This is a genomic window from Cytobacillus firmus DS1, assembly GCF_000565285.1.
In the GTDB taxonomy this organism is placed as follows: domain Bacteria; phylum Bacillota; class Bacilli; order Bacillales; family Cytobacillaceae; genus Cytobacillus; species Cytobacillus firmus_A.
The window spans coordinates 1-24,075 of the sequence record NZ_APVL01000031.1 but is presented as its reverse complement, the minus strand read 5'-3'; the positions used below and the strand labels follow the sequence as shown (position 1 = coordinate 24,075).

The window sequence follows — 24,075 nt, the reverse complement described above, 5'->3', positions numbered from 1 at the left end:
CACCATAGATATTTTATAGACACCCGACTTATCAGTTACACCCCTTACCTCTAAGGAGCTTTCGTGAGATATTGTAAAAATATCTTTTAACGGTAACTTTCAGCCGACTTCACCTAGCTTCATACTTTTGGATGTCTGTCACACCAAAGCATGTAGGAGTATTAGTGTGGTCGCTTCGGAAAACTTGGATTCCTCATTTCAACCATCGAATTAGAAGTTAAATCTAAAGTACTTAGATTCAAACATTTCCCGTATGGAGAATACGGTTATTGTTTAACAAGTCGCACGATCGTCAGCTTCATATTGTTTGTGAGAGAAAACTGGAATTCCAATTCCCTTTAAAAGGGACCTTAACAAAGGAAATTGTTCTTTTAGTTCATCCGGCTGCTTCCCCCTTGTCCCTTTATATTCTTGGAACAAGTCTTGCCTAAACCCTCTTCCCTCATCAAAAACCACTGCTAAATGAGTGGCCTTTAATTCATCCTTGTATTTAAGTATCATTTTCAAGAACCCTAAAACACCGTTAGTATATCTTCCATCAGGAGATTTCATGATATTATTGGGGTTTAATGCTGATACATAATAGGCTCTATTTAATACGTTGTTTCCATCAACAATGAGAGCTACTTGCTCACCTACTGATTCCCTTTTTTCTTCCTCAATGTCGTTAAACAAAGATAATTGCAGCATTTCGTATTCCTCCCTCTATAAATGTTGATTTATCAACGGTTTGACCCGTTGGTGAGGTGTCAAAAAAATATTTTTCGACACGATTTCTAACAATATTTTTATAATATGTGAATCAATTCCAATATGTGGGTACGCTACGCGGTCACTACAGGATAATTACGGTAAGTAGTGATAGGAAATTATGCGATGCACAATGGATCTCTGCATAACTTATGATGACGTACCCTCCCATGTCTCTGGGCATCTGTGTGCCTACATTCCTTCGTTCGGTCTAGTCATAAGGCAGAGGCTAGCGAAGCTCCTTTAGGGACTCGAGGTCGAATGGAAAAAATAGTGCCAGCTTCTCCGTGTCATCCTGTTGTCTAGGTCTATTTAAGGGGATGTAGGGTCTTATGCAGCCTCTGCGAGACTGGGAATATCCCTCATCATTCGCTGTGCGTCAAACGCTTTGTGCTTAGTGCTAATCCCATTTAATACTTTTAATAGTTTTCCGCATAGAACCACGATTGATTGCTTCTTGCGTAACGGATTAACCTGACGATTTGTGTAATACTCGTGTAGCTTTCTAAAGGCTTCATTGTGGCGAATCATTGGCATCATCACTCGGAATAGGAGGGCGCGAAGCTTTCTTCTGCCCCGTTTGGAGATGCGTTTTTGCCCTTTATGCAAGCCGGAGGAATTTTCACGTAACGTTAATCCCGCGAGTTTGATTAGTTGGCGTGGATCTTCGTAGTGTGAAAAGCTTCCGATTTCAGCTAATAGGTCGACAATCGTCGAATCTCCAAGTCCCTGGACCGTTGAGAGCGATTGGTATTCTACAGACGTTTGCACAAGCTCAATTAAGTGCTGCGTAATGCTTTCGATTTCTTGTTCCAACTGATGGTAACGACGAACGAGCGTGGCGATTTCAATACGGGCCATCTCACATCCCTCTGTTACTCCGATGGAGTTAGCAGCGACTTCAATAAGACGCATCGCTTTCGGTCTTTGGGGAGATTTGAGCCCTTCGACCTCACGATATTGTACTAAAAGTTCATCAGCCTGTTTCTGGTAAAGATCACTTGGTAATGGGGTACATTCCAGTACCGCCATGGCCATCTTTCCGAATGACGGGAAGACCTGAGTAAACTCAGGAAAATAGCGATCTAACCAGCGAATCATCATGTTTTTGACAGCACCTAGTTCCTCTGTTAACTTGCTTTTAAACGTTGACCCCACGCGAAGTTCGGCCTCCATGTCTTTCAAGATACGAGGATAACTGAATCGCCCATTTTTTATGAGGCGAGCGATTACTAGCGCATCTTTGCGGTCATGTTTGGTTGGCAAATTATCATCCAACTCCTTTGACCGTTTGACGTGCATAGGGTTAGCCATAACCAGGGGAATTCCCCGTTCTTCAAGGAAGTAGGCTAAATTGAGCCAATAATGACCAGTAGGTTCAATCCCGACAAGGACTTCTGTTTTTTCGTTTACTTTCATTGCGTCCAAAATACGTTGATAGAAGAGCTCGAAGCCCTCTCTGGATTGAGATAAAGAGAATGATTTTTGGAGCACTCGTCCGCGATCATCTACAAAGCAAGCAAAATGTTTTCGCTTCGCAATGTCGATTCCAATTACGAGTGTTTTTTCGGTGACTTGATTTATTTTCTGATTTTGTTTAAAATCCATTTTGGAGTCCTCCTTGGTAAACTAAGTTAGGGGTCAATTCGTCCAGATTTGACACCCCGTATCATACCAAGAGGGCTCTTTTTTGTTCAAGTCCCCGAAAATCCTTCTAACAGGAATGCTCCTTAAAAAAGTTTCTAAAATAAAGTCAGCTGTTCAGGATCCGATAATACCTTCTCAGCTTCGGTAGCAACTGAGGGAAAGACTTCCTGGTCAGTTGGAAGATCTGATGCTTGTTCAACTTTATAAGCTGATGCATCATCTTCTAGACATCTAGAGTGCTTTCGTTGATAACAGCGACAAAAATCCTTTGCTTCCGGGTCCTCCATTTCATAAGAACAGGTTTCTCCCATATTGCAGCTTTTCCAGCGACTACAACAACTGAAACCCGCTTTACTAAAGCCGGTTACAGTAGTGGACCCTGTAGTTGTTTTCATTATTTCTTCCTCCTAAATAAAAGTAATTAAAGCAAAAAAAAGCCCAATTTGAATCACCAATAAAAAGCGAATTTCTTTCATCGGTAACTCAAATTGAGCTTTTCAATTAAATTATCCCTTTCCTGCATAGGTAAGGTGAAAATTACAAAAAATAATATATGAATAGTATACCATTTTTTCTTTATTTTGGTATATATTAAATGCTATGATTATCCTATACTATTTCCTTTGCTACCTAGTCTACCCACGCGGGCAGATTATTCTTTACTACAATGCATTCATTTGAATGGTACTTTATGTCCTTGTGACAAATGCCATTGAATGAATGCTTTTTTATTACTTTTTAAGGAGTGAAGTTTATGTTATCGAAAATGAAAATGGTGATCTTTTGGGCTGTCATTGCCTATCCAGCAACATGGTTCCTTCAAGTTGTATTTAAGATTCCTATCTTTAATGAGTACAAAGAAATTTTAGGGCTTTTTTATACTGCCTTCTACTCATGGTGGGATTGGATGTTAATTGCTTTGTTCTCCTATTTGGTCACAAGAGATATTATAAATATCAAATATGAAACAATGGAAAAAATCCGGTCTACCCGATTAGTAACAGAAATGGAAAGATGGATTGAAACACCATATATTCCACCAATCATGGCGTATTATCTAATCAACCCGCCACAGGCAGTGAGTACAGATATCCGAATAGTAGTTGATAACCGGTTCTATCAGAGAGTCATTACTTTTTTCAGAGACAGAATTTATATCAATGCAAGCTTTAGCAGTCTGGACCCATTAGAAAGGGACTCGAATATCAAGAATATTGGATATAAGGATCTTGCAACACTTATTGCAGCCTTTAGTTTTGTCTTAGGTTGGTTTGGTGCAATAACCCTAACCGATCCTTCTAAGTGGGTTTATGGCTGGGAAAGGTTTTCCATTCCACTTGTCCTATATCTTAGCTTGTATACATCCATGAAGCTGCAGGCTATTATGGAAATGCGCTATAGTAAATTAGATAAGGTTCTCACAAAACATTTCGGTGAAGCAGAACCACACTATCGTTGGAGAGAATTTTTCCCTGATCAGCCTAAAGGAGAAATTCTTCTGCTTGCCTGGAGAGCGGAATGTGAAAAGAGACAGCGGTATACGAATATGCTTCATGGAGGACATATGGAAGTGCAGCAATATACAAATCCTGCACTTGCCCCTTACCCTTACCCATCTCAGGAATTACCTCATTGGATAGATGAATTAGATAACTATTATGCAGATAAAATGGATTTAATGGCCAATTCTGAGCCAAAAACAATCCCATTAAAAAAGAAAAATAAACAACAAAACAACGTGGTTAATTTTAAACGTAAATAATCGTAAGAGAAGCGTATTTATGCTTCTCTTTCTTTAAATCAAGCATTTGACATATGGTAAAATACGAATAGGAAAATTGTTGTATGAAATAACAATGAAAAAAGCTATTAACTAAATTAAAACTTGGCATAAGCAAAAACGGATGGCTTTACAGTAACTAACAAAAATGCTATTAAAGGAGAAAAAAATGGTATCCGAAGAACAAATTTACCAAATAGAGTCACAAGAAACTTTCGGGAAATTCACTGTAAAAAGAGTTAACATTTCAGACTTTGAAGTGATTCATAAAGGTGTAATCGTCTTTAAAGGTGAGGATTACGAAGTGGCTGATTTTATGAGCGAAAACAACAAATAAGTATTCTTAATTAAATAATATTTTAGATAAAAATGGAGTGTTAAACATGAAGAAATCAGAAATTGTAGTTAACGGCATTTATAGCAATGGAAAAGGAAGAATCCGTAAAGTTGTTGCGGAAGGACCTGAATATATATTGTATGAAGGACAATTGAGTTTCATCTAAATACTGTTCAAATACCCTAACATTTTCAAACAATGTATTCATGATGCCCTCCCTTTCTCTTAATAAACCGGATGAAATTGACAGTTCCGTAGATTCATGTTAATTTTTTAATACTCCTTAAAAAGTTTTTGGGCTTAGAGCACGAAAATTTTTTACAAAAAGGCCTCTGTAGCGGAAACTATGGAGGCCTTTTTCGTTCTTATCGGATATTTACTTTTTACTGTTTAGCCACTTTGCCATTTTCTCATCATTCTTTTTATTTGGCCGCTTATTTTCTCTCCGTATGTACCGTGATAGAGTTGTATGAGCAATCCCTATTTCCTCAGCAGCCTGCCTGATACTTAACTTACATCTTTCTAATGTTTCCTTCATGGCTTCAGGAGTTAATGATATTTCCGGTTCAGCAAATTCAAAGGTTTGCTGAACATATTGTACACTGTTGGTTGATGGTACGGTTAAAGGCATCTCTAAAGTTGAAGCAATTTCTTTTGAAGTCCCTGGTAGTCCTGTTGGAATGTCAGTATTTGCAAGAGTGTTCATCTTATCAAAAATCTCTTGCTGCTGATAAGTAGTAAATGGAATTGAAAAATTTCGTTGATTCTCTTTGATAATAAATTCCGGAGGCGTTAATAAGATATTTAACTTTGACCAATAATTCTTGACCCAATTAACCCGACCGACTCTGTTTTCATCAATTTCCTCTACATAGGACCACTCTTTAATTACTCCATCATCTTTCAAATCGTCGAGCGTATTTTCGAATATATCCCGTATTTCTACTCCGCTATATCGAGATGAAAAATCCATTTCTTTCAACAAGGTACCAACTTTAAACGGCTGATTTAAATTCCTTTTGACTGTCCGAATTCTCCACTGAAGATTAAGATAGCGTGTTAATCTTTTATGCGCTCTCTGGGTGTAATGATTGTATTGGAACACTTTTATGTCTAAAATTCCCAAGGTGCGATTCGGTCCTTCTAAATATGGCGTTAGCAATGAGGTTGGCCTCACCTGAACTGCAAAGATACCTTTGGCTTCATTTGTATTTCTATCGTATGCCACCCTAATGGCACCAATTTCGAACATCCGTTGGAAATCTTTAAATTTATAGAGTTCATTTTCTTGTATGTTTTCACTGTTTAAAAAATGTACTTTTCTTTCCCCTAAGGATACCCAGATGCTTGAGAGAGCAGCTACCCGCTTCATGATATTGAAGCGATCCTCCTCCCTATAATCATATTCCTGGCCCTTAACGGTACGTTTTTTAATGTTCCTGAGCTGAAGAGCGTCATTGCTGTGAAATTCAATATAACCGTCAGCTGTTTTAGGAGATGTTAACCACAAGTAAGAAATGAGATCAAACAGATCCGCGGTTAAATCGTCCAAAGAGTTTAATGTCTCTCCCAGCATTTCTAACCACATTTGCTGCTGATCTGCTGTAAATGTAGCTTGTATCTCATTTGGCCGCAGCTCCGCTACTCCTTTAACCTTCCCCTTGTTGTCAATAATCTCGGTTGCCAATTTTCCCGTTTCCCCTGCTTTAAAATCTTTCTTTTTTGTGACGATGTTTCTCATTAAATGAAAATCAATGTCCGTACTAGATAATATGTAGTCTTGCTGCATGGCCTCGTCAATCTGAGGTTTATTCATACTATGTCTTTTCACATCGTCCGGAAACTCCTGATAAAAATTACCGGCTAGTATAGCTTTTATAGTATCCCCATAAACATTCACTACTTCACGTATCATAGCCTTTGTAATGGGCTTTTGGTGATAAAATGCCTCAGTAAACAACAAATAAAGTGCACCAAAAGATAACATATCCTCAGTAGGCTTATTGTTTTTAACTTCTTCAGCTGTCATGGAATAAGCTTGTTTCTTCCATTTTTCAAGGATATACGGTCTATCCTGGAACAGATGCTTAGTTTCCTCGAATAGAACTATTTTTAAAGTTTCATAGTTCAGTATTAAATGATCCAATATCTCATCATACTTCATCATGATCCCCCTGCTAGGCACTTTATTACAGTGATAATAACAGATTATGCACCAGTCTGTAAGTGTTAAAAATTCATTTTGCACCACTTGGACATTATGCACCATAGATTAGCGGAATGTGTGGGGTAAAAAACCTACAAATGCACCAGATTAATTAGGTAAAAATGTAAAATTAGCAGGATGTGTGTACAGTTTTGGTGCAAATATATTTTCAAAAAATTTTTTTTGCACCAAGTTTAGCGGAATGTGTGGAACAAAAGTATGAGAATGCACCAATTTGGTCCATTAGCGGAATGTGTATACATAAAACTAGCCTAAATCAAACCATTTATGCACCAGTATTAGCGAAATATGTGAGCATAGATAAACCTTCTTCTCCCAACGGTTTAAGAGAAACCGCTTTCGAATGGGATAGTATGAAATCTCGACGAAATAATAGGTTTCTAGCGGTACCTGTACAATAAAAATGCACCACTAACTCAATTTATTAGCGAGAAGTGTATATAAAACGAACCCTTAATCCGTTTAGTGAACTCTTGATACTAAAGGGTTTGGTGCAAAAGTTTCGGGTGGTGCATTAATTTAAATTGGTGCAAAACTATAGCGGAGGATGTGGAACAAAAAATTTGTCATTTTTTTTTTATCCATTGGTATCACGCTAACTAACCTGTTTTTCTTTGTGGTGCATTTTCTCTTAGAGAGAGGCATTTTACAAATTTCGATTTTGATAAACTAATTTCCAATAAGAATTTGTCTATCAAAAGGAGTTCTAATCATGTGCTATATACCAAAACTGGCCAGGGAGTTGCAGTCATTTAATTCTGTAGAGGAATTAAATTATCATATGGATCTTCATTACGGTGTTTTAAGAAATATTTTGACGAAAAGCAACGATGCCGTTTTTCATCTGTTAAAGAAATACGCTTGTAAGGTTGCTGGTGTATGTTGGCTAAAGCAGGACTCATTAGCTTCATTAGCTGGAGTCTCTACCAAGACAGTAGAGCGCACCATTAAACTATTAAAAGATCATGGTGTTATTAAAATTTTTCACACCAAACGGTCCAATGGGTTAAATGGGAACTGCTATTATGTTTTGCAGCCTTTTAGTGGAGAAGCACTCGTTGATGATGAAGAAATCGTACAGATTGAAGAAGCTGAAAATGTCGGAGCAGGTGAAGTGCCAGAGATTATTGAAAATACTGGTGAAGTCACTCCTGAAAAGAAAGACAAACTCTCTTTAAACTCCCAAACTCCTAAAAACTTTGAAGAAGAAAATAATATAAAAGCGCGTGCGCGCGTAACAAAAAATTCACTTAATGACTCAGAAATTGAAAATCATTACAAACCAGTAATTGATCATTTAGTGGAAAATCACTTTTCAGAAAAAGCAGCTAAAAACATTGTTGGACAAGCAATAAATATATTACAAGTTGAGCCATTTAAATTACTAAAAGCATGCTCTAAAGCCATTATGAAACTACATAAGAGATTAGCCTATCCAGAACCAATATACAGTATGTCGGCTTACTTTCTTACCTTAATCCAAGATGAAGTACAGCCTGGTTTCTCTAAGAGAAAAGCAAAAAATATTAACAAGTCTTCAAAGCCGGCGTCCCCTGTTTTTTATAACTGGTTGGAGCAGTTTTAGAGTAGTAGCAATGATGTTTTAAATACCTTTTAAAAAAAGAAACCCTCTTTGAGTTAGTCTCAAAAAGGATTCCTTGATTGTTAATAGAAATATATAAACATGCTTTAAAAACAGATTAATCCCATATTGGTGCAAGACCATTAATAAAGCACCATTCCTTATACTCCTCTTCTAGGGATTTTATAGAATCTTGGTTAAGATCCAAATGATCACAATACGTGTCATGTCATTCTTTAAACTTCATTGTTCTCATCCTTTCTTTTGGACATTAGGGGAACAGTAATTGTAGCTGTCCATTGTTGGTAACAGACAAACTTTGAGATTCATTTTTACCTAAAGAAATTTCAGCTCTCGATTTTAACTTCATAAAAGTATGGGCAATACGATTTGCAATGGCCTTTATTACCCTGCAATCTACACTTTGCCCCAGGAGCTCATATTTTCTTAAGTCCGAAATATGGTCTGTGAATTCAAACCATTCCGGAACACCTAAGATTTTTCTGATTTCATTTACAGATAAGAAGCGCCAGCTTTTCTTATTTTCTTCATTTAAAACATAGCTTGAAGAAGCAGAGTGGCCGGCATAACGCTTTGGTATGCATTGTATTTTAGTCGCATCTTTTGTTACGAACGTTAAATCTAAGCTGCGATCTTTCCATGCTTCTCTGCTATTAAATGAATCCATCCATTTCTCAAGGCTTTTCCATTCATGTTTCACATTAGCTGGATCCATTATGTCCTTAAGTTTGCGTCTGCGCATCTTCTTTGGAACTGGAAATTGAAAAGACTTAAAAGCTCTTTCTTGTTTAAATGCACAGCAATAAATGCGTTTCCTGGAGGCTATGCTGCCGAACTCCCAAGCTTCTAATTCTTTTTCAGTCCAATAAAGATAATCATCCGCTAAGAGATCTCTTAGATTAAACCATGTTTCACTTTTAAAAAAGGACGGAACATTCTCAAAGAATAACATCTCAGCCTTGGAACTCTTAATGATTTTGGCAGTTGCAATCATAAGGTTATTCATAAGGTTACCCTCTTGAAAACCTAAACTTGAAAATTCATTGCATGGAAGACTAGCAAATACGACATCTGCTTCATGTACTTCATGAACATCTCTAATATCACCATTAAAAATATAGGAATGGGGAAAATTTTTCATGAGTACTTCTGCACTGTCATCTTCCAACTCAACCTCTTGAATTGCAGAGAAAAGCTGGGTATCACACATTGCGGCAGTTCCAACGCCAGCTCCTGCTGCGATACTTAAAAGACGAATTCTCTCATCCTTTTGAGAGGGTAGCGTTTTATTTGTAAACAAGCTATATCTAAGGGGCTGAATCACAATACGGCTATTCTCACCTTTTCGATAAACGCTTATTTCTACTTTCTGTTTCACATCGATAATTGATGAGTACTTTTCACCTGCAGTATCAACTAATGGCCGGCGCTTGCCGCTTACTTTGCTTAATCTGGATGCTACATGAATTTTATGTTCTGTATCCATAGGATAATTTTGAATCTGAATCTCTTCATTCTCTTCATTGATAGAAATATATAATTCTTGGCCAGGCGTTAATCCCGCTGCTTCGCATACTAAGTGTTGGAGAAACAAGCGAGGTTTTTCAGCTTTTTTAGATACCATATAGACTTTCTTCAATTTTAGATTCATATTTTTACTCCTTAAAAAGTTTTTATATTTTCACTGTTTAATAACTCATCTGCTGACTAGGCAACAGATGAATAATTTTGAAAGTATCGTATTATTTCCTGCCCTACCCAGCGGCCCATTTCAACTGGGACGGCGTTGCCGATCTGTCTGTATGCTTCATTATCCGTTACAGGAAACTCAAACCAATCAGGGAATCCTTGGAGGCGCCCGTATTCTCTCACTGAATACGGACGAATAGACTTACCATCATTAATTAATCTTGTTGATCGGTCCTTAGCATAGTGAGCTACGCATGTTGGAGCTATTCCATCCAAGTCAGTAATAATGGGTTTGTCTCTATATGCTCCATTTAGGCGTCTTAATACATAATCAGGAGAATATACCTCGGTTCCCACATCGATGATGTCTCTCATTCTTATAGGGTTACTATGAGTAGGATAGCGCAAGCTGTTAAACGGTCTCTTTGAGCCTATAATTATTAATCTCTTGCGCTCCTGAGGGAGCCAAAGGTTAGCGTTAACAGGGCATTCTACCCGAACATAATAATTGGGCAGCTTCGTTAAACACTCCATAACAACCTGAAATTTCCTCATCCCCGGGACATTTTCAACAACATACACTTCAGGTTGTGCTAAAGCAACATGCCGGAAAAAATGAAGAAATAGCTCATCCCCGGTCCGAGTTCCACGGATGTCAGCGATCGAACTATACTTTGTGCACGGAAAAGTCCCGATAAACACGTCAGCAGATTGCTGGTCCAATACTTTAATCTTGGCAATGTCACACTGGTTTACTTTGTGTTTAAAATTCTGCTCTAAGGTTTTGCATGCGGCCAGGTCTATCTCAAAGGACTCCACCACATTAATACCGGCCTCTTGCATTCCTAAATCCATTCCACCGCAACCGCTAAAATAACTCTTGGCTGTAATCATAATTTGTATGCCTCCTGAAAAATGGTATAAGTTTTTAATCATTAAAAGTGCATGGAAAAAGGCTGCTGCCATGGCAACAACCTTTCTTTCAAACTGATTTATCTATCAGCAATTCATATATTCCTCTTCCATAATGGAATCATTAAGGACATATCCATTGAAGATGATTTGATACACCTCTCTTTCATCTTTAAAGCCTTTTCGACTCATAAGATCTTTGAAGACCAAAGACAACAATCGGTCTTTGTTTGTTAATCTCATCATTTTTTTAAAATCAAAAACAGGTTCATCCATTTAGCAGCACCAACTCTCCCCCTATTAATGCAAGGATTGTATCCAAGGAGTTGTCTTGTGTGATACCTAAATGTTCTAGCTTTGACAATTCTTCAATGGACAGCTCTTCTTCATTTTCAGAATGTAAGAAAACCTCTAACTCTCCATCATCATCACTTGATTCAAGCGCAACCGAAATACCAATTACTTGTTCCAGCTGCACTTCAAACCATTCTCTTACTGTGATATGGTCACCTTTTATAAAGTTCGGCCCTTTTACAACAGTATAGATATTCTTGCTAAATTCGAGGATTCCCTCAGAGTTTAATGAGGATTCAAATCCTAAGCTGACAGCATATTCGACCACAAGAGTTGAATTAATACACCCTTCTGAATCCAATATTTGAAAGCCTCTAGCTTGAAGCATCTTTTCCATTTCATTTCCCTTTATGGTTTCTTTCATTAATTTTCCCCTCCAGCAAGAACTGTTGCTCCTTTTTGGGTAATAGTATTTAACCGGTAATTCTTACTTTCTGCTCCAAAGACCCATATGCTGATAAACGAAGGTTCTATTTCTGGGTAATTTTCGAATATGAAGTCATGTAATTCGTCTAAACTCGTAAACTCTCGCTCATTTGCTGAAGCGCGATAATCATGAACATTCACTTGCAGCATATCCTCTCCTTCCCAAACATGAGGAAGAAACGCAGCAAAAATTTTATTCGTATTTTTACTTTCATCAGACCACTTAAAGCAATAATGATGATTCTGGACATACGTAGTATTTCCTTTAAGATGGAGGTTCTCAATGTTTTGGTCCATTGGCAGTCCGAGCCAGCTGCAAACAAGCTGCCCGTCCTCGAAAAGGTCTGCTTCCTGATTTAAACTAATATGCACAGCTGTTAAGAGGTCCTCTGCAGAAATCTCTTTCCTACCTTGATATGCTGGTGCGATCTCAAATTTCATTATTTATTCCTCCAATTAATTTGTAATAAAAGACGAACGACCATAATAAGCCGCTCGCCATCCTCATTTAACATATTTAAAGCTTTTACGCCCATTCGAGTAAGAAATGAGTTGTTCTAACTCCCCTGTTTCATCCTCTAGGAGCCACTCTGCTAAAATAGCGGGTTTAGGATTTAATGCCTTCTTAATATCCAATCCATTTCGCTGAGCAAAATCAATTAGTGCATCCACATCCTCACATTTAGCACTGGACTTTTGTTCAATCATCCAAATACCACTGCCAACGTTAACTGACTGGTTATCCTCTACCCATTTCTTAAACCCACTCTTCATATTTTTTAGAGCAAGTTCCTGAGATAAGAGGTACTCTCCGATTTTTTCAGCTTCCTGAAGGTTCCGGGGCTCACCAGTGCTAGGTAGTCCCGCTAACAAGCCTCCTGCACATCGGGCTGCATACGGGCAATAATCGCATTTTGAACGGTCCTTAGCCATCTTCCAGTCCTCTTGGTTATCCGGATCTTTGGATTCAATAAGAGTTATTGTCTGGATTAACCATAATTTCGCTTTCTCTAGTTTTTCATCTGTAAGAAGTACTTCATTGTCCTCACTCATATCCAACCGGGGAAAAACCAGTTTTCCTTTAAAGGTGCTGCCAACATATCCTCTATACTGTTTATAGAGCCAACCATAGAATGGCAATTGCATATGGGTCTCTGCAGAAAAAGAACTCCAACTAGTTTTAAAATCCCACAAATAGGTAACATCATTGGCCGGATCATCAATGACCAGATCAATGATAAGCTTGATGACTCCTTTAGTCGTTTTTATGCTTAAATCTAATTCACTCGATATTTCAAGATGATCCATTCTAGGAATACGATCAAAAGCCTTATTAAGCATTCCTAGTAAATAGTAAGTTTTTTCTCCCTCAGGTAAGCCTTCTTGTTCTCCAATGGAGAAATATAATGCTTCTGAAGAAGAATAACCCTCTCTGATCATAAGCTCGATGGCCCTATGAAAAATCTTCCCTACCCTGATACTGTGGTTGGACGGATAAGGGAGCCCTAAAACGTACTTATAATAAAATTGGCGTTCACAGTCGCGAAACATTGAAAGTCTAGAATAGCTCCAATACTTTGAATTTACACTCGTGACAGTTTTAGCACATTCAGTTTTTTTAGGAACCGCGGTCATGAAAACATCACAACCGGCTCAACTTCTTCCACGTCCATGGATGGATCCCAGACTAAACCTAGCTCATCATGCTGGAACCCGAAATCTACTAAGAGTGGATACTTAATATCAGCGAGAATGGGAGATTTAGCCCTCTTTGTTACCCAATCTAATAAGAATAACAAGCCGGCCTGGCTGCCCTGCATATCCATGATCAACGGAACTATACTGAAACCAGAATATTTTCCATCCTTCATAGAGATTTGCGCAGCAATCCTCCCCTTCTCATTTGCAAAATACGTTGCGAATCCATTGTTAAAGTGCGTTTGAATAACCAATGGATACTCCTCCTTAAAAAGTATTTGGTCGAAAAGCAAAAAAAAACGCTTTTCAGAAAAGGACCAATTAATAGCTGTTTTGCAGCATTAATAGATTGGTCACTTTCTGAAAAGCGCATTGCGTAAAAAAGTTCCTCCTGCGTAGGTGAAACATGAATAAAATAGAAGAATTATATGCTATATCATACCATAAATGGACAATAATTGTAATGTTTATAAGGGAGAATCATAGAGAATTTGCTTATATGGAAAAAGATATGATAAAAATGAGATACAATCTGACAGATTGAATTAATAATATGGAGTGTGCTTATTATGTTAAATAAAACAGACCTTACAAACCAGGTAGCTGAAACAGCGGAACTATCAAAAAAGGATGCAGCCAGAGCGGTGGATGCTGTTTTTGATTCCATTCAAACAGCACTAAAGAATGGAGACAAGGTTCAACTTATCGGATTTGGTAATTTTGAAGTTCGTGAGAGAGCGGCTAGAAAAGGAAGAAACCCTCAAACAGGAGAAGAAATTGAAATAGCAGCGTCTAAACTGCCTGTATTCAAGCCAGGCAAAGCGTTAAAAGATGCTGTCAAAGCATAAAAATTGTACATACTTACCACTTCAGAATAATAGGGAATCTTACTGGAGTAACAAAAAGCTCATCCACTAATGGAGTGGTTGAGCTTTTGGTATTATACAGGTAGGTTTTCCCCTATTTGTTATTTGCAATTCCATGTGACATATCCAGATGTTCTAGCACGCAATTTTTTGTATCAAAACGCCCGTTACAATGATTGCATTTAAAATATGATGTCTTCCTCTTAGAAGTCACATGTGTTTGGCAAACTGGACATGTAAATTCCTCGTCGAACCTGCTTTCCCGAGTTTCAATTAATGCCCTAAAGTCTTGTAATGCTCCTTTTCTTATATAATTTATATCTTCCTCTAAGAGATTAAACCAGGACTCAGGAAGTCTTCTAATGCTGAACTTTTCTTCAAGGAATTCTTTAAATTCCTCAATATTTTCCATATTAATCTCAATGATAAAATCCAGTGCAACTGGTGATGCATTGATTAATGAGCGTTTTCTTATTTCTAGATCTTTGGTAAATCCGAATCTATAATTGTTATATGCCAGTTCCTTATAAACGAATACGTATCCTTCTTTCCACTTGTTTCTTCGGTCAGTTCTTATAAATAATGGATTCCGGTAATCAGGTTCTCTATCAAAATCTTTATTTACTTGCTCTATCTCCGCATCAGTAACTTGTTCAAGGAAATTCATTAACGCAGTAATTACTTCTAGATGCTCGTCTTTAGTCAAAATATATCCTCGATTTGTATATAGATAAGCGCTGTTATTTTCTTCATCATAATTTATAGCTAGTCCAAAGCGACTTAAATAATTCAGCAGGCGTTTATTAGTGATTTCCATTTCCTCTCCCCAAACCACAGACATATTTTATAGAATTCATTTTAGTATCTTAATTTTCTTATTCCATTGTAAATTATTTTATTTTCTAGAACGAGTGAGAATCTTGATAAGAGTACATTAGAAAGATAAATATGATAAGTGAGGGGCTGATTTTAAGGCACAACACAGAGAAAAAACCTTCAATAATTTTGAAGGTTTTTTTGTGAATATTTGAGTTAAAAATCTAAGCAGGATCCTTTTTTCTAAGAAACTCATCGATTAAGAAATATAAAGCAGCAACGATGAAGGCATAGAGTACATACACCAGATTAGGTGAGAAATAGGAAAACACAGCTAAAGAAACTAAAAAGGTCACAGCTTTTATTATTTTCCGATTTTTACTACTCGCCCGCAAACTAAGAAGTTCTGCTATTAATGATGAAGATACTCCATATAATAAAATAAATAAAATTGCATAAAAGAATACAACCACAAACGATAGTACTAATGGCGAATTTTCTTGTGATAAGCTAGGTAATAACATAATCGTTAGTACTATAGAAACTATTATTAAGGTCAGAATATTTCTTGAGATGAATTTCTTCAATCTATCCCACCTTCCTTACTGTTTTTAATAAAGTTCAAACGTAAATACCAATATTATTGAGTATATAAGTTTATCATGGATAAACACTCTGAGTAAGAGAAATAAGGGCTATGAAATTTCTAAGGGCGATGACATGTCGTCATCACCCCAAGTTTTTGAGATATTTCTACTAGTTATAAATACTAAATTCAATATCTGCATTTGGATATGGTGGAGCAAGGTATAATAATCCCTTATTTTGATGTTGGAAAATAGGCAACATTGCATCAGAGTTAGGGATATACGCATACATTTCATGGGCAGGTGCCTGATCGTGTTCACCAAAAACCTGGATGTCTCCATCATAACTTACGTTAGCAGTATATGTGTAATCAATAACTGGTGGAGCAATATTGATAATATCAAATGGATCGCCTACTGCGTGAACAACTCTCCATGAAACAAATTGAGAAGTAGCTTCTAGATTTGTTTTGGACATTGTATAGCTCGTCTGAGTTTTATAATCAGTTGTGCCATCACAATTATATCTTGCACTTTGACCCACATCTCTTGTTACCCAACTAGCAGTTCCAGTAGTTGTCCCGCTTAAATATGCAGAGACTTCCGTTTGTGTACGATACCTGCTATGATCAAATGCGAAACCTCTATTATCTCCACGGAAAGTTGGACAAGAAGCTGGATTTCCTGGGATGCCAACTTTAGCTTCTGGAATAAAAGTTGTATACCTAAAGTTGTATCTTTGCGGAATCGCAGCAGCAATTGCGTAAGATTGAGCTTGCTCAACGCTTTTATTCATTACTTGCTCTTCAGAGAAAGTTTGAACGATTTTCCCTAAATCAAAAGTCTCATAAGATAACTCTTTTAGAACATCCTCAGTAATAGTCCAACCGTCTTTCTTAGCTTGCTTAACAGCTTGGTTTATTTCTTCTTCACTTTTCTTTTTCTCACCTTGTACACGATATGTATAATACTTACCTGGTTCTATGTCAGTATCCACATAGGAGTTACCTTTTATTTGGCCGAGGTATTCATCATTTCTATATAGATCAATAGCTCCATCTTCATCCGGTAATTTTTCATCCCATTTAACAATGACCTTGTTATTTTTAATGATGGCATCAATGGTAACACCATCTAATAATCGTTCATCATTTTTTACTTTTTGTAATAGCAGGCTTTTTTTCGCTTTCTCACTTTTTGTAATAACTCTTAATTCTGCCTGATCTACAACTTTATCATTTGAATCCAAAGCAACTAATAGATATTTATATTGCTTTTTTGATTTAAGATTTTCAGCTGTATATTCTTTTGCAGAACCTGACCAAATTAATTTCTTACCTGAGTATAATTTAAATGATGCAGCATCAGACTCCCATTCAATATGTACACTGTTTGAAGTAGTTTGGTAATCTACTTCAAATTGTGAAGAAGCGCTTACAGTAGTGAAAGAAAAGATTAATCCTACGATAAGCATGATGCTAGTAACAAACAGCTTTTTCATTTCTACCCCTCCGATTGGTATTTTTGGAATATTTTTATAAAAAATTCCATATAATTTACAAAATTCATGGTATCATACCATTTTTTTAGCTTCTATGGTCAATAAGTACCCACTTTCCAGATTTTAAAATTTCTAATCCCGATATATTTAATAACAAATTGGATATATTTCCCCATTAAATATATTGCATAATGCATTCTTCCTTTTAAAATGTGTATTTATTTTATTCCCAATTACTGTAGGGACAGGCTCTTGGTTACAGATATCCAAATTGTATAGGACTTACCTGCCAAGTCGTGTTTCAATATAAAAATGAGTCCAAAACCCTGAAATGTTATTTGGGTATATCAATCTATACAAATTTGAAAAATTTTACTTGAATGATAATATTTTTATTTTTTATCTGAGAGAAAAGAGGTAGGAGAAAAGAAGAGAAGTGAACTAAAGAAATATAAAAAAAAAGCGGCCTATCCACTTAAAAAGTGTGAACCGCTTTTTTTCATTACACTAATATACTTGCTTGATTAATCGTATACATACTGAGTGCTAAAACCCCAATTCCTACTTTGGAGAACCAGGGTTTGTCAAAGTAACATCCTAAAATATACATTACCCCACCACCAATTAGAAAAATAGCAGTCAAAACTAAATACAAATAAATCATCATGACCATATTTGGTTTCCTCCTAAAATTTTTATAAAAAAAGCACCCCTACTACAATTATTATTGTTAGTAGGGGTGCTCCCTTTTCATCTTATATATAGAAATTCTATCAAGGTTTATTGGATATTTCTACAATTTTCTTAAAAAATTTAATTAAAAAGCGAACATAAGCTGCTCTTTACTTACACCTTTATAATCAGTAGTTATTAGCTCCATTTTTTGTTCAATATCTTCCTCAATTTGTTGGAACATGCTGAGGCGTTCCCTGCTTTTCCGTTTCTCTATAAATGCCTGGTTCCTCTTAATAATCTCATTCATACGCTCTTTTTCATGCTTTGGTATTTTCGCATTGAAAGGAGGGTTTGTCATAGTTCTATCAGGTTGAATCTCCCTGGCCATTGCAGCGACAATCTTTTTTTGCATCTCCAATGATAATGACTGCCACGGCTTTCTAAGTTCCTCTTCGTACAAGTAAATTTCATGTTTTTCCAAATCAAGTGGATGGAAAAACACATCAACAAACTCACTGCCCTCTACAAAGATGTTCTTAGGGCAGCTAAACTCCCCTAGGAGTGAATCTCCCCAGTAAATTCTAGAGTCAACTTCAAGCTCAAAGTACTTGTTGATTCTGAGCTCTTGTGGATCCGCGTGAAGGCCAATAACCGGTCTAGGCACATATAGCATAGAAGGATTATATAGGAAAGCCTGGATTGCCGCAGCGCGCACCATTAGATGTGATAGATCACTTGCTACCACGTTTAAACTTCGGGATGGTAACACCATCGCTCCCGTTCCGACACAAGGTTCATAGACTAAATCTGTAATCGATTTAACTTCATCCTCACATTCTAGCATTCTATTCATTGCGATTGTAATTTGAAGCGGTGTAGGGAAATAATCTAAATGCCCAGAAGATCCATTTTCCGCTAAAAATAGGCTTAAATAATCTGATGGATACTGTAAAAATAAATCAAAGTTAAAGTTCTCATAAAGATGCTTCCAGGACTGATCATCAATATTTGGTTTTTCAAACCATGAAATTCCCAAAGCATAACCTATCCAACTAAGAAACTCGTAACTTCGAATCCCTTTGTATTGAAGCGGCTCAAATGATTTCTTTAACATTTTCCTGACCTCATCACTACCGCTTGGGGAAAGTTCAATTTGCGGGTAAGGATCATTGGAATCCCATTCGCCTTTATCTAAAATCTTCAACCACTAGTACCAATTGCCATGAAGTATTGTCTCTACATGCATGACAAGCCCTCTCGCCCACCCGAATTTTTCCGAGCATTTAATTGACTGGGGTAACGGGGTAAAAAGGGGATGTAAAGTGATTTCTGCCAGTTGTTTAATCTTTTCTTCTGTTAATTCAATTTTATCATGTTTCATTCTTTTTCCTCCTAAAAAAATACGCACAAAGTTTATAAAGACGATGTGCGTATCAATCCTAATTTAGTTATTATTATCTCTTTAAAGGAATATACAAAAATGTCTATATTGCCTATTAATAGCTTCTTTTACGATCAAATCTACTTCTATTAAAGCTTCCATATAGGCTGCTTCTTTTCCAATCCAATTACTATGCTCTATGTTACTAGGATGAATATGTCGTTGAAATAAAAGGACACCTTCTAAATATCCAATCCCCTCACAGAAAGATTTAATTGCTTTTTCTTGGGCATATTGATCTCTTTCTTTTAAAGAACCTGCAAGGAGTATATTTACTTTGCTCTCTAAATACTCTTGTGAACTCGAATTTTTTAACCTGTTTTTACACCAATCCATTTCAATCATCCCTTATTCAAAAAATAAAAAGACCGACTACATAAAAGTAATCGGTCTATCTCTGTTAAAAACATTTTAAGTTCTAACTGGTAACACCAGTTGTGTTACTGAATCGCATTTCTCTCCTTTAATAATAAAAGGTCTAAGAGCTTCAACAAATTGAAACTGGACTTTTTCATCTTCAAAGGCACTTAAAGCATCTTGAGTGAATTTATAGGAAAAGGCAATCTTGATATCCTTACCTTCAATCTCAAAGTCTTCAAGATATTCTTCTATTTGCCCAACCTCTGGAGAAGAGACCGTTAAAACAGCCTGCTTGTCCTTTACTTCTAGAACAACTACCTTGTTCTTTGATTCAATTAAAGCACAACGATTTAATGCTGCACTTAAACCCTTTCTGTCAACTTTCAATGTAGTATTGAATGTTGTTGGCAATAACTTAGATACTTGTGGGAAGTTGCCATCCAGCAGGCGAGAATAGAACAGTAGGTTGTGAGACTTAAATAATGCTTGTGTATCTTTAAGAATCACTTCTACTTGCTCCTCTTGGTCCTCAAACACTTTTGATAGCTCGATTAATGCTTTGGCAGGTATAGTAACATTCCGATCTTCACCGGCTAATTTGAGTTCCTTGATGGCCAGACGATGCGAATCTGTCACTATGGCTTTCAATCCATCTTTCAAATTAAGGTTAATTCCTGTAAGAATCGGCCTTAATTCAGATGTAGCAGCTGCGAATGCAGTTTGCTTTACGATTGAGTTTAAATCACCTGCAGATAAAGTGAAATCTGCCTCTCCTTCAATTTCAGGTAATTTAGGATATTCCTCAGCTGGAAAACCATTTAAGGAGAATACCGACTTACCTGACTTAATCTTTGTGACATTATTCTTTTCTACAGTGAAAGTTATGTCATCCTTTGGCACTTTCCTAACTAGTTCGTTAAGGAATTTTGCGTTTAAGACCACGCTTCCCTCTTCATGAACCTTTGCTTTTTCATCCCCATTTTTTTCTAATGGGACAGTCTTTTGAATGGATATATCATTATTGCTGCCGACAAAGATAATCTCTTTACTTGTAGCTGTTATTTTAAGACCAGACAAAATTGGTACAGAAACCTTAGGTGAAATGGCTTTAATGACCACTCCTACTGCATGTATTAATACTTCCTTTTGAATTTCAAATTTCATTATACTTCCTCCTCAAAAAGTTAATAGGTTTATTTTGATTTACTAGAGTTTTTTATAAAAAAGAGAGGAAATATGACTTCCCTCTCTTAACTCATTTATCACTTTCCTAAAATGGCAGGTCGTCATCTGAGATGTCGATTTGTCCATCATTAGCAAATGGATCTTTGTCCACTCGAGTATAGCCACCTTGATTTTGGTTATCCGGGCCATGACTTTTATTATTTCCGAACGGGAAATCCTGACCTCCAGAAGAACTGTTATCTACTCTGCTGCCGGAATTTTTCGGTTCAAGGAATTGCACACTTTCAGCTTGGACTTCCGTTACAAACACACGTTTCCCATCCTGACCCTCATAGCTGCGACTCTGGATACGTCCGTCAACACCCGCAAGACTTCCTTTTTTTAGGAAATTCGCTACGTTTTCTGCAGGCTTTCTCCAAACTACACAATTAATAAAGTCTGCTTCCCGCTCCCCTTGCTGATTTGTAAAGGTACGATTTACAGCAAGTGTGAAGCTTGCAACCGGCACCCCATTTGGTGTATAACGCAAATCCGGATCCTTCGTTAAACGTCCAACAAGTACAACTCGATTCATCATCAGAATCAACTCTCCTTTTTATTTACCTCGCCTTAGGCGCCTGTAAGAATTTAATAGATTCTATTTCCACTTCCAGCCTGGTCATAGGCTGTCCGTTCTTCGTATAATTCGATGATCGCCATTTTCCGATAATCGCCACTTCTTGTCCTTTTACAAGATAGTTGGCACAGTTAACGGCTTGCTGATGCCAAGCAACTGCAGGAAAAAAATCTGTCCGATTTCTTTCTCTATCTTCCACGGCTAACACCATTTCACATCGAGCTTTATCCCCTGAATATACTAGGTTTGGCTCCTTTGTAAGTCTTCCAACGGCAGTAAAGCTTTGCATGACTCTTCCTCCTATTAAGAAACTAAATGTAGTTCCTTTAAGTTTACCAATTTTCTTGCCTTCGTTTTGAAGTCAATTTCCATTGGCAACTTTCCATTTTGAAGAAGATCATCCAGGCCTTTGCCGTCTTTGATATCCCATGTCCAAAGATAACAATCAATGCCTAAATTCTTTACCTCAGTAGCCAACTGGGCTACTTTATCGAATAATAATTGCTGCTTCTTCTGGGCTTTAATTGAGTCATCCTCACGTTTGAGAGTGTCCATATCGTACGCTAAGATAAACTTTTTGGTTCCCCAATCCTTCAGCAATGGAATGAGCGGGGCAAAGTTACCTACGCCTGGAATCCCCACAATCGTTGATTTTAGAATGTTTGCTGCAAGCTGAGACTTGTGCTCCCCTTCTGTTCCGATAATAACTTTGACATTATAGACCTCGGAAAGATCATTCCCGACTTCCCAAATCTTAACCTGAGAGACGGGAGGAGCTATATGAAGCGGGGCTCCACTTGCAGCACCATTACGGCGAATTTGGTATTTCTCTTTTTCCGTTGCAGTATTGTCAGTAGAAGAGAACCAAATATACTTGGGATTCCCAACATCGCGACGAATACGCATTCGCGCTATTCTTCCCTGGCGGTCCCGAACAGGAATGAAGTATCCGCCTTTCCCGGCAGAGATCGTCCAAACCCAATATCCTCTACCTTCCTTATCAGGCTCCACTAGCTCCTTCGGATACTGGCTGCCAACTGATTCAGGAATTAACCGCTGAACGAAGCCTGGGACCCGGGCTAATGGATATCCTTTTAAAATCAACTTATGCAAAATTGGCATCAATTCTTCACCAGAGGGAATAGAACGAAAACCCAAGGCTATGATATCTTCCTTTGTATATTTTCGTTTCTGCATCCACTCAATCGCATGTTCCTTTCTGATCGGACATAAGGATAAAAAGGCACGATATACCTTATCGCAAATGTCATCATTTAAAGGTTCCAGCTCTTTTGTTTGAGGGCGAACGTATGGCTTTCTCTTGGTTTGAACGGTACTTCCATCGTCATAGACAATGGGAATTCCTAGTAGACCAGCGATTGCCTCAATCACTTTCGGAAATGTCTTCTTGTCTTCCTTATTATTCTTGTCATATGCTCTACCGTACTCATTCCAAAAATAATAATTGAATGCACTCGAACCGCTTGCCTCACAAGCAAAACACTTAAATAAATTCTTGTTTGGCTCAATGTACGTGTTGTCACTGACTCTTGCTAAGTGGCCAGGGTTAGGGCAAGGAATTTGGTATTGCTTCCCTATACGTTTAGGGTTATTCCCAAGCGCATAAGCTAAATCCAAAATCCCTGCTGAATTTACTGCTTCGATTGTTTCGCTGCTGATTCTAGCCATAAACAATCTCCTCCTCCTTAAAAAGTTCCTCCTCTACACAGGGCTTGAGCACAAAAAAAAGAGCACTCCTTCAAGTCATCAATTAGTATCACAACAAAACAGATACTTTTGATCACTTCAAGGAGTGCTTTTTGTCAACCCGTAGATTCCTTCCGCATGGATGGAAAAAGAAGAAATAAATAGAAATATATAGATATTATAGCATAAGTTTCAAAATAGAGTATCATTTTTTTAACCAAGATAAAGTTTACCCTAAGAATTGCTGAATCGCTGCGGTTAATCCATTAAATGGACCTGATTTATTCTCCCCATCATTAATAAACCAGTGGACATTTTTCAATACCTGATTTTCTTCTATACCTGTGTACTCAGTGTATACCTCAGCTTTTAGTTCATCCGCCCGTTCCACAACATATCCAAATATTTGCTTGTCCTGATAATAATCTTCAAAAACCTCAACCTCCTTCACATTTGAATTCTTCACAATGTTATTTATGTTTGATTTAAATTCTGACAGTATTTGTTCTTTTTTCTGAAAATCGAGTTCCATTTTTGAACCACCTCAACTTAATTTCCTATAGTATGTACAGCTCCCTTATTTCTAGTACAATTTTCCATGTAACCATCTAAGAGCCTTCTTCGGAACCCCGATATTGCTTGAACTCCACTAATGAAAATAATAAAAGTCAATCCATTAATTCAAAAATAAGCCGGCCCTTTTACGAACCGGCCAGAAAGCTTATTAGAGTAGATTATTTATTTCTGAATTTTTCCACTAAAGTCCAAGCTATATATATTAGTAACGTACACAGTAATATGATTAAAAAAGAATTTGTAAGTAAATCAAAATCCAGTTCATTTGTGGTCTTGACTGTTGTAAATGTCAACCCAAAAGTTGACCATGTCGCTCATGTAA

At 37.2% G+C, this 24,075-nt stretch carries 27 protein-coding genes; 4 read left to right on the top strand and 23 right to left on the bottom strand.

Features of this window, described 5'->3' with window-relative positions; all coding sequences use genetic code 11:
- Positions 1–273: 273 nt before the first annotated feature.
- The 3 genes from PBF_RS22660 to PBF_RS22650 form a co-directional block, all read right to left on the bottom strand.
- Entirely contained in the window at positions 274–690 is a 417-nt protein-coding gene (locus tag PBF_RS22660) for a hypothetical protein (RefSeq protein WP_035333026.1), read from the bottom strand.
- 390 nt (positions 691–1,080) lie between these two features.
- On the bottom strand, positions 1,081–2,358 hold the full coding sequence (locus PBF_RS22655) for an IS110 family transposase (RefSeq protein WP_035333023.1): 1,278 nt from the start codon (positions 2,356–2,358) through the stop codon (positions 1,081–1,083).
- A 134-nt stretch (positions 2,359–2,492) separates the two neighbouring features.
- A complete protein-coding gene (locus PBF_RS22650) occupies positions 2,493–2,792 on the bottom strand; it encodes a hypothetical protein (RefSeq protein WP_035333022.1) in 300 nt (99 codons plus the stop codon).
- A gap of 359 nt (positions 2,793–3,151) precedes the next feature.
- Between PBF_RS22650 and PBF_RS22645 the strand changes: the two genes are divergently transcribed.
- The gene (locus PBF_RS22645; RefSeq protein ID WP_035333020.1) at positions 3,152–4,159 is read left to right on the top strand and encodes a hypothetical protein; all 1,008 of its coding nucleotides are present in this window, start codon (positions 3,152–3,154) and stop codon (positions 4,157–4,159) included.
- A 187-nt stretch (positions 4,160–4,346) separates the two neighbouring features.
- Positions 4,347–4,514, top strand: coding sequence for a hypothetical protein (locus PBF_RS26270; RefSeq protein ID WP_160169283.1), 168 nt, complete (start codon positions 4,347–4,349; stop codon positions 4,512–4,514).
- A 376-nt stretch (positions 4,515–4,890) separates the two neighbouring features.
- Here PBF_RS26270 and PBF_RS22640 read toward each other — a convergent pair whose 3' ends face one another.
- Positions 4,891–6,543, bottom strand: coding sequence for a helix-turn-helix domain-containing protein (locus tag PBF_RS22640; protein WP_235192322.1), 1,653 nt, complete (start codon positions 6,541–6,543; stop codon positions 4,891–4,893).
- A gap of 910 nt (positions 6,544–7,453) precedes the next feature.
- Here PBF_RS22640 and PBF_RS25065 point away from each other — a divergent pair.
- Entirely contained in the window at positions 7,454–8,326 is an 873-nt protein-coding gene (locus PBF_RS25065; RefSeq protein WP_051488993.1) for a helix-turn-helix domain-containing protein, read from the top strand.
- 268 nt (positions 8,327–8,594) lie between these two features.
- On the opposite strand, the gene PBF_RS22625 is transcribed toward PBF_RS25065, so the two are convergent.
- The 7 genes from PBF_RS22625 to PBF_RS22595 form a co-directional block, all read right to left on the bottom strand.
- Positions 8,595–9,995, bottom strand: coding sequence for a DNA cytosine methyltransferase (locus PBF_RS22625; protein WP_035333016.1), 1,401 nt, complete (start codon positions 9,993–9,995; stop codon positions 8,595–8,597).
- Between the two features lie 56 nt (positions 9,996–10,051).
- Positions 10,052–10,927, bottom strand: coding sequence for a DNA cytosine methyltransferase (locus PBF_RS22620; protein WP_035333015.1), 876 nt, complete (start codon positions 10,925–10,927; stop codon positions 10,052–10,054).
- A gap of 105 nt (positions 10,928–11,032) precedes the next feature.
- The gene (locus PBF_RS22615; RefSeq protein ID WP_035333013.1) at positions 11,033–11,221 is read right to left on the bottom strand and encodes a hypothetical protein; all 189 of its coding nucleotides are present in this window, start codon (positions 11,219–11,221) and stop codon (positions 11,033–11,035) included.
- Entirely contained in the window at positions 11,214–11,663 is a 450-nt protein-coding gene (locus PBF_RS22610) for a hypothetical protein (protein WP_035333011.1), read from the bottom strand. The genes PBF_RS22615 and PBF_RS22610 overlap by 8 nt, the downstream gene beginning before the upstream one ends.
- Complete coding sequence (locus PBF_RS22605; protein WP_035333010.1) at positions 11,663–12,166, bottom strand: hypothetical protein; 504 nt, start codon at positions 12,164–12,166, stop codon at positions 11,663–11,665. The genes PBF_RS22610 and PBF_RS22605 overlap by 1 nt, the downstream gene beginning before the upstream one ends.
- A 63-nt stretch (positions 12,167–12,229) precedes the next feature.
- Positions 12,230–13,360 (bottom strand): PD-(D/E)XK nuclease family protein, encoded by a 1,131-nt coding sequence (locus tag PBF_RS22600; RefSeq protein WP_035333009.1) that lies wholly within the window; start codon positions 13,358–13,360, stop codon positions 12,230–12,232.
- Positions 13,357–13,677 carry a hypothetical protein gene (locus PBF_RS22595; RefSeq protein ID WP_035333008.1) on the bottom strand — a complete coding sequence of 107 codons (321 nt, stop codon included), beginning with the start codon at positions 13,675–13,677 and terminating at the stop codon, positions 13,357–13,359. The genes PBF_RS22600 and PBF_RS22595 overlap by 4 nt, the downstream gene beginning before the upstream one ends.
- Positions 13,678–13,992: 315 nt before the next feature.
- Between PBF_RS22595 and PBF_RS22590 the strand changes: the two genes are divergently transcribed.
- The gene (locus PBF_RS22590) at positions 13,993–14,271 is read left to right on the top strand and encodes an HU family DNA-binding protein (protein WP_035333007.1); all 279 of its coding nucleotides are present in this window, start codon (positions 13,993–13,995) and stop codon (positions 14,269–14,271) included.
- A gap of 112 nt (positions 14,272–14,383) precedes the next feature.
- Here the strand turns inward: PBF_RS22590 and PBF_RS22585 are convergent, their stop codons facing one another.
- The 12 genes from PBF_RS22585 to PBF_RS22540 all read right to left on the bottom strand — a co-directional run bounded on the left by PBF_RS22585 (position 14,384) and on the right by PBF_RS22540 (position 23,709).
- Entirely contained in the window at positions 14,384–15,106 is a 723-nt protein-coding gene (locus tag PBF_RS22585; protein WP_035333006.1) for a hypothetical protein, read from the bottom strand.
- Positions 15,107–15,329: 223 nt separating this feature from the next.
- Entirely contained in the window at positions 15,330–15,692 is a 363-nt protein-coding gene (locus tag PBF_RS22580) for a hypothetical protein (protein ID WP_035333005.1), read from the bottom strand.
- A gap of 169 nt (positions 15,693–15,861) precedes the next feature.
- Positions 15,862–17,193, bottom strand: coding sequence for a DUF3238 domain-containing protein (locus tag PBF_RS22575; RefSeq protein WP_035333004.1), 1,332 nt, complete (start codon positions 17,191–17,193; stop codon positions 15,862–15,864).
- 502 nt (positions 17,194–17,695) lie between these two features.
- Positions 17,696–17,866 (bottom strand): hypothetical protein, encoded by a 171-nt coding sequence (locus PBF_RS26265; protein WP_160169282.1) that lies wholly within the window; start codon positions 17,864–17,866, stop codon positions 17,696–17,698.
- Positions 17,867–18,010: 144 nt separating this feature from the next.
- Positions 18,011–18,982, bottom strand: a complete 972-nt coding sequence (locus PBF_RS22570) for a hypothetical protein (protein ID WP_035333003.1) — start codon at positions 18,980–18,982, stop codon at positions 18,011–18,013.
- A gap of 93 nt (positions 18,983–19,075) precedes the next feature.
- Positions 19,076–19,249 (bottom strand): hypothetical protein, encoded by a 174-nt coding sequence (locus tag PBF_RS26260; protein WP_160169281.1) that lies wholly within the window; start codon positions 19,247–19,249, stop codon positions 19,076–19,078.
- A gap of 81 nt (positions 19,250–19,330) precedes the next feature.
- A complete protein-coding gene (locus PBF_RS22565; protein WP_035333002.1) occupies positions 19,331–19,645 on the bottom strand; it encodes a hypothetical protein in 315 nt (104 codons plus the stop codon).
- 75 nt (positions 19,646–19,720) lie between these two features.
- Positions 19,721–20,833, bottom strand: coding sequence for a DNA polymerase III subunit beta (gene dnaN / locus PBF_RS22560; protein ID WP_035333001.1), 1,113 nt, complete (start codon positions 20,831–20,833; stop codon positions 19,721–19,723).
- Between the two features lie 106 nt (positions 20,834–20,939).
- Positions 20,940–21,431 (bottom strand): single-stranded DNA-binding protein, encoded by a 492-nt coding sequence (gene ssb, locus PBF_RS22555; protein WP_035332999.1) that lies wholly within the window; start codon positions 21,429–21,431, stop codon positions 20,940–20,942.
- 22 nt (positions 21,432–21,453) lie between these two features.
- Positions 21,454–21,759 (bottom strand): single-stranded DNA-binding protein, encoded by a 306-nt coding sequence (locus PBF_RS22550; RefSeq protein ID WP_035332998.1) that lies wholly within the window; start codon positions 21,757–21,759, stop codon positions 21,454–21,456.
- A 14-nt stretch (positions 21,760–21,773) separates the two neighbouring features.
- Positions 21,774–23,159 (bottom strand): hypothetical protein, encoded by a 1,386-nt coding sequence (locus PBF_RS26910; protein ID WP_035332997.1) that lies wholly within the window; start codon positions 23,157–23,159, stop codon positions 21,774–21,776.
- Between the two features lie 247 nt (positions 23,160–23,406).
- Positions 23,407–23,709, bottom strand: coding sequence for a hypothetical protein (locus tag PBF_RS22540; RefSeq protein WP_035332996.1), 303 nt, complete (start codon positions 23,707–23,709; stop codon positions 23,407–23,409).
- Positions 23,710–24,075 lie beyond the last annotated feature (366 nt).

Bases quoted from the DNA above. Each gene is read 5' to 3' on its own strand.
- PBF_RS22585 (WP_035333006.1), bottom strand. From the start codon at position 15,106: ATGGAAATCACTAATAAACGCCTGCTGAATTATTTAAGTCGCTTTGGA.
- PBF_RS22650 (WP_035333022.1), bottom strand. From the start codon at position 2,792: ATGAAAACAACTACAGGGTCCACTACTGTAACCGGCTTTAGTAAAGCG.
- PBF_RS22600 (WP_035333009.1), bottom strand. From the start codon at position 13,360: ATGACCGCGGTTCCTAAAAAAACTGAATGTGCTAAAACTGTCACGAGT.
- PBF_RS26910 (WP_035332997.1), bottom strand. From the start codon at position 23,159: ATGGCTAGAATCAGCAGCGAAACAATCGAAGCAGTAAATTCAGCAGGG.
- PBF_RS22655 (WP_035333023.1), bottom strand. From the start codon at position 2,358: ATGGATTTTAAACAAAATCAGAAAATAAATCAAGTCACCGAAAAAACA.
- ssb (WP_035332999.1), bottom strand. From the start codon at position 21,431: ATGATGAATCGAGTTGTACTTGTTGGACGTTTAACGAAGGATCCGGAT.
- PBF_RS22660 (WP_035333026.1), bottom strand. From the start codon at position 690: ATGCTGCAATTATCTTTGTTTAACGACATTGAGGAAGAAAAAAGGGAA.
- dnaN (WP_035333001.1), bottom strand. From the start codon at position 20,833: ATGAAATTTGAAATTCAAAAGGAAGTATTAATACATGCAGTAGGAGTG.
- PBF_RS22550 (WP_035332998.1), bottom strand. From the start codon at position 21,759: ATGCAAAGCTTTACTGCCGTTGGAAGACTTACAAAGGAGCCAAACCTA.
- PBF_RS26265 (WP_160169282.1), bottom strand. From the start codon at position 17,866: ATGGTCATGATGATTTATTTGTATTTAGTTTTGACTGCTATTTTTCTA.
- PBF_RS22570 (WP_035333003.1), bottom strand. From the start codon at position 18,982: ATGTTAAAGAAATCATTTGAGCCGCTTCAATACAAAGGGATTCGAAGT.
- PBF_RS22640 (WP_235192322.1), bottom strand. From the start codon at position 6,543: ATGACAGCTGAAGAAGTTAAAAACAATAAGCCTACTGAGGATATGTTA.
- PBF_RS25065 (WP_051488993.1), top strand. From the start codon at position 7,454: ATGTGCTATATACCAAAACTGGCCAGGGAGTTGCAGTCATTTAATTCT.
- PBF_RS22605 (WP_035333010.1), bottom strand. From the start codon at position 12,166: ATGAAATTTGAGATCGCACCAGCATATCAAGGTAGGAAAGAGATTTCT.
- PBF_RS26260 (WP_160169281.1), bottom strand. From the start codon at position 19,249: ATGAAACATGATAAAATTGAATTAACAGAAGAAAAGATTAAACAACTG.
- PBF_RS22565 (WP_035333002.1), bottom strand. From the start codon at position 19,645: ATGGATTGGTGTAAAAACAGGTTAAAAAATTCGAGTTCACAAGAGTAT.
- PBF_RS22540 (WP_035332996.1), bottom strand. From the start codon at position 23,709: ATGGAACTCGATTTTCAGAAAAAAGAACAAATACTGTCAGAATTTAAA.
- PBF_RS26270 (WP_160169283.1), top strand. From the start codon at position 4,347: ATGGTATCCGAAGAACAAATTTACCAAATAGAGTCACAAGAAACTTTC.
- PBF_RS22575 (WP_035333004.1), bottom strand. From the start codon at position 17,193: ATGAAAAAGCTGTTTGTTACTAGCATCATGCTTATCGTAGGATTAATC.
- PBF_RS22590 (WP_035333007.1), top strand. From the start codon at position 13,993: ATGTTAAATAAAACAGACCTTACAAACCAGGTAGCTGAAACAGCGGAA.
- PBF_RS22615 (WP_035333013.1), bottom strand. From the start codon at position 11,221: ATGGATGAACCTGTTTTTGATTTTAAAAAAATGATGAGATTAACAAAC.
- PBF_RS22625 (WP_035333016.1), bottom strand. From the start codon at position 9,995: ATGAATCTAAAATTGAAGAAAGTCTATATGGTATCTAAAAAAGCTGAA.
- PBF_RS22610 (WP_035333011.1), bottom strand. From the start codon at position 11,663: ATGAAAGAAACCATAAAGGGAAATGAAATGGAAAAGATGCTTCAAGCT.
- PBF_RS22645 (WP_035333020.1), top strand. From the start codon at position 3,152: ATGTTATCGAAAATGAAAATGGTGATCTTTTGGGCTGTCATTGCCTAT.
- PBF_RS22620 (WP_035333015.1), bottom strand. From the start codon at position 10,927: ATGATTACAGCCAAGAGTTATTTTAGCGGTTGCGGTGGAATGGATTTA.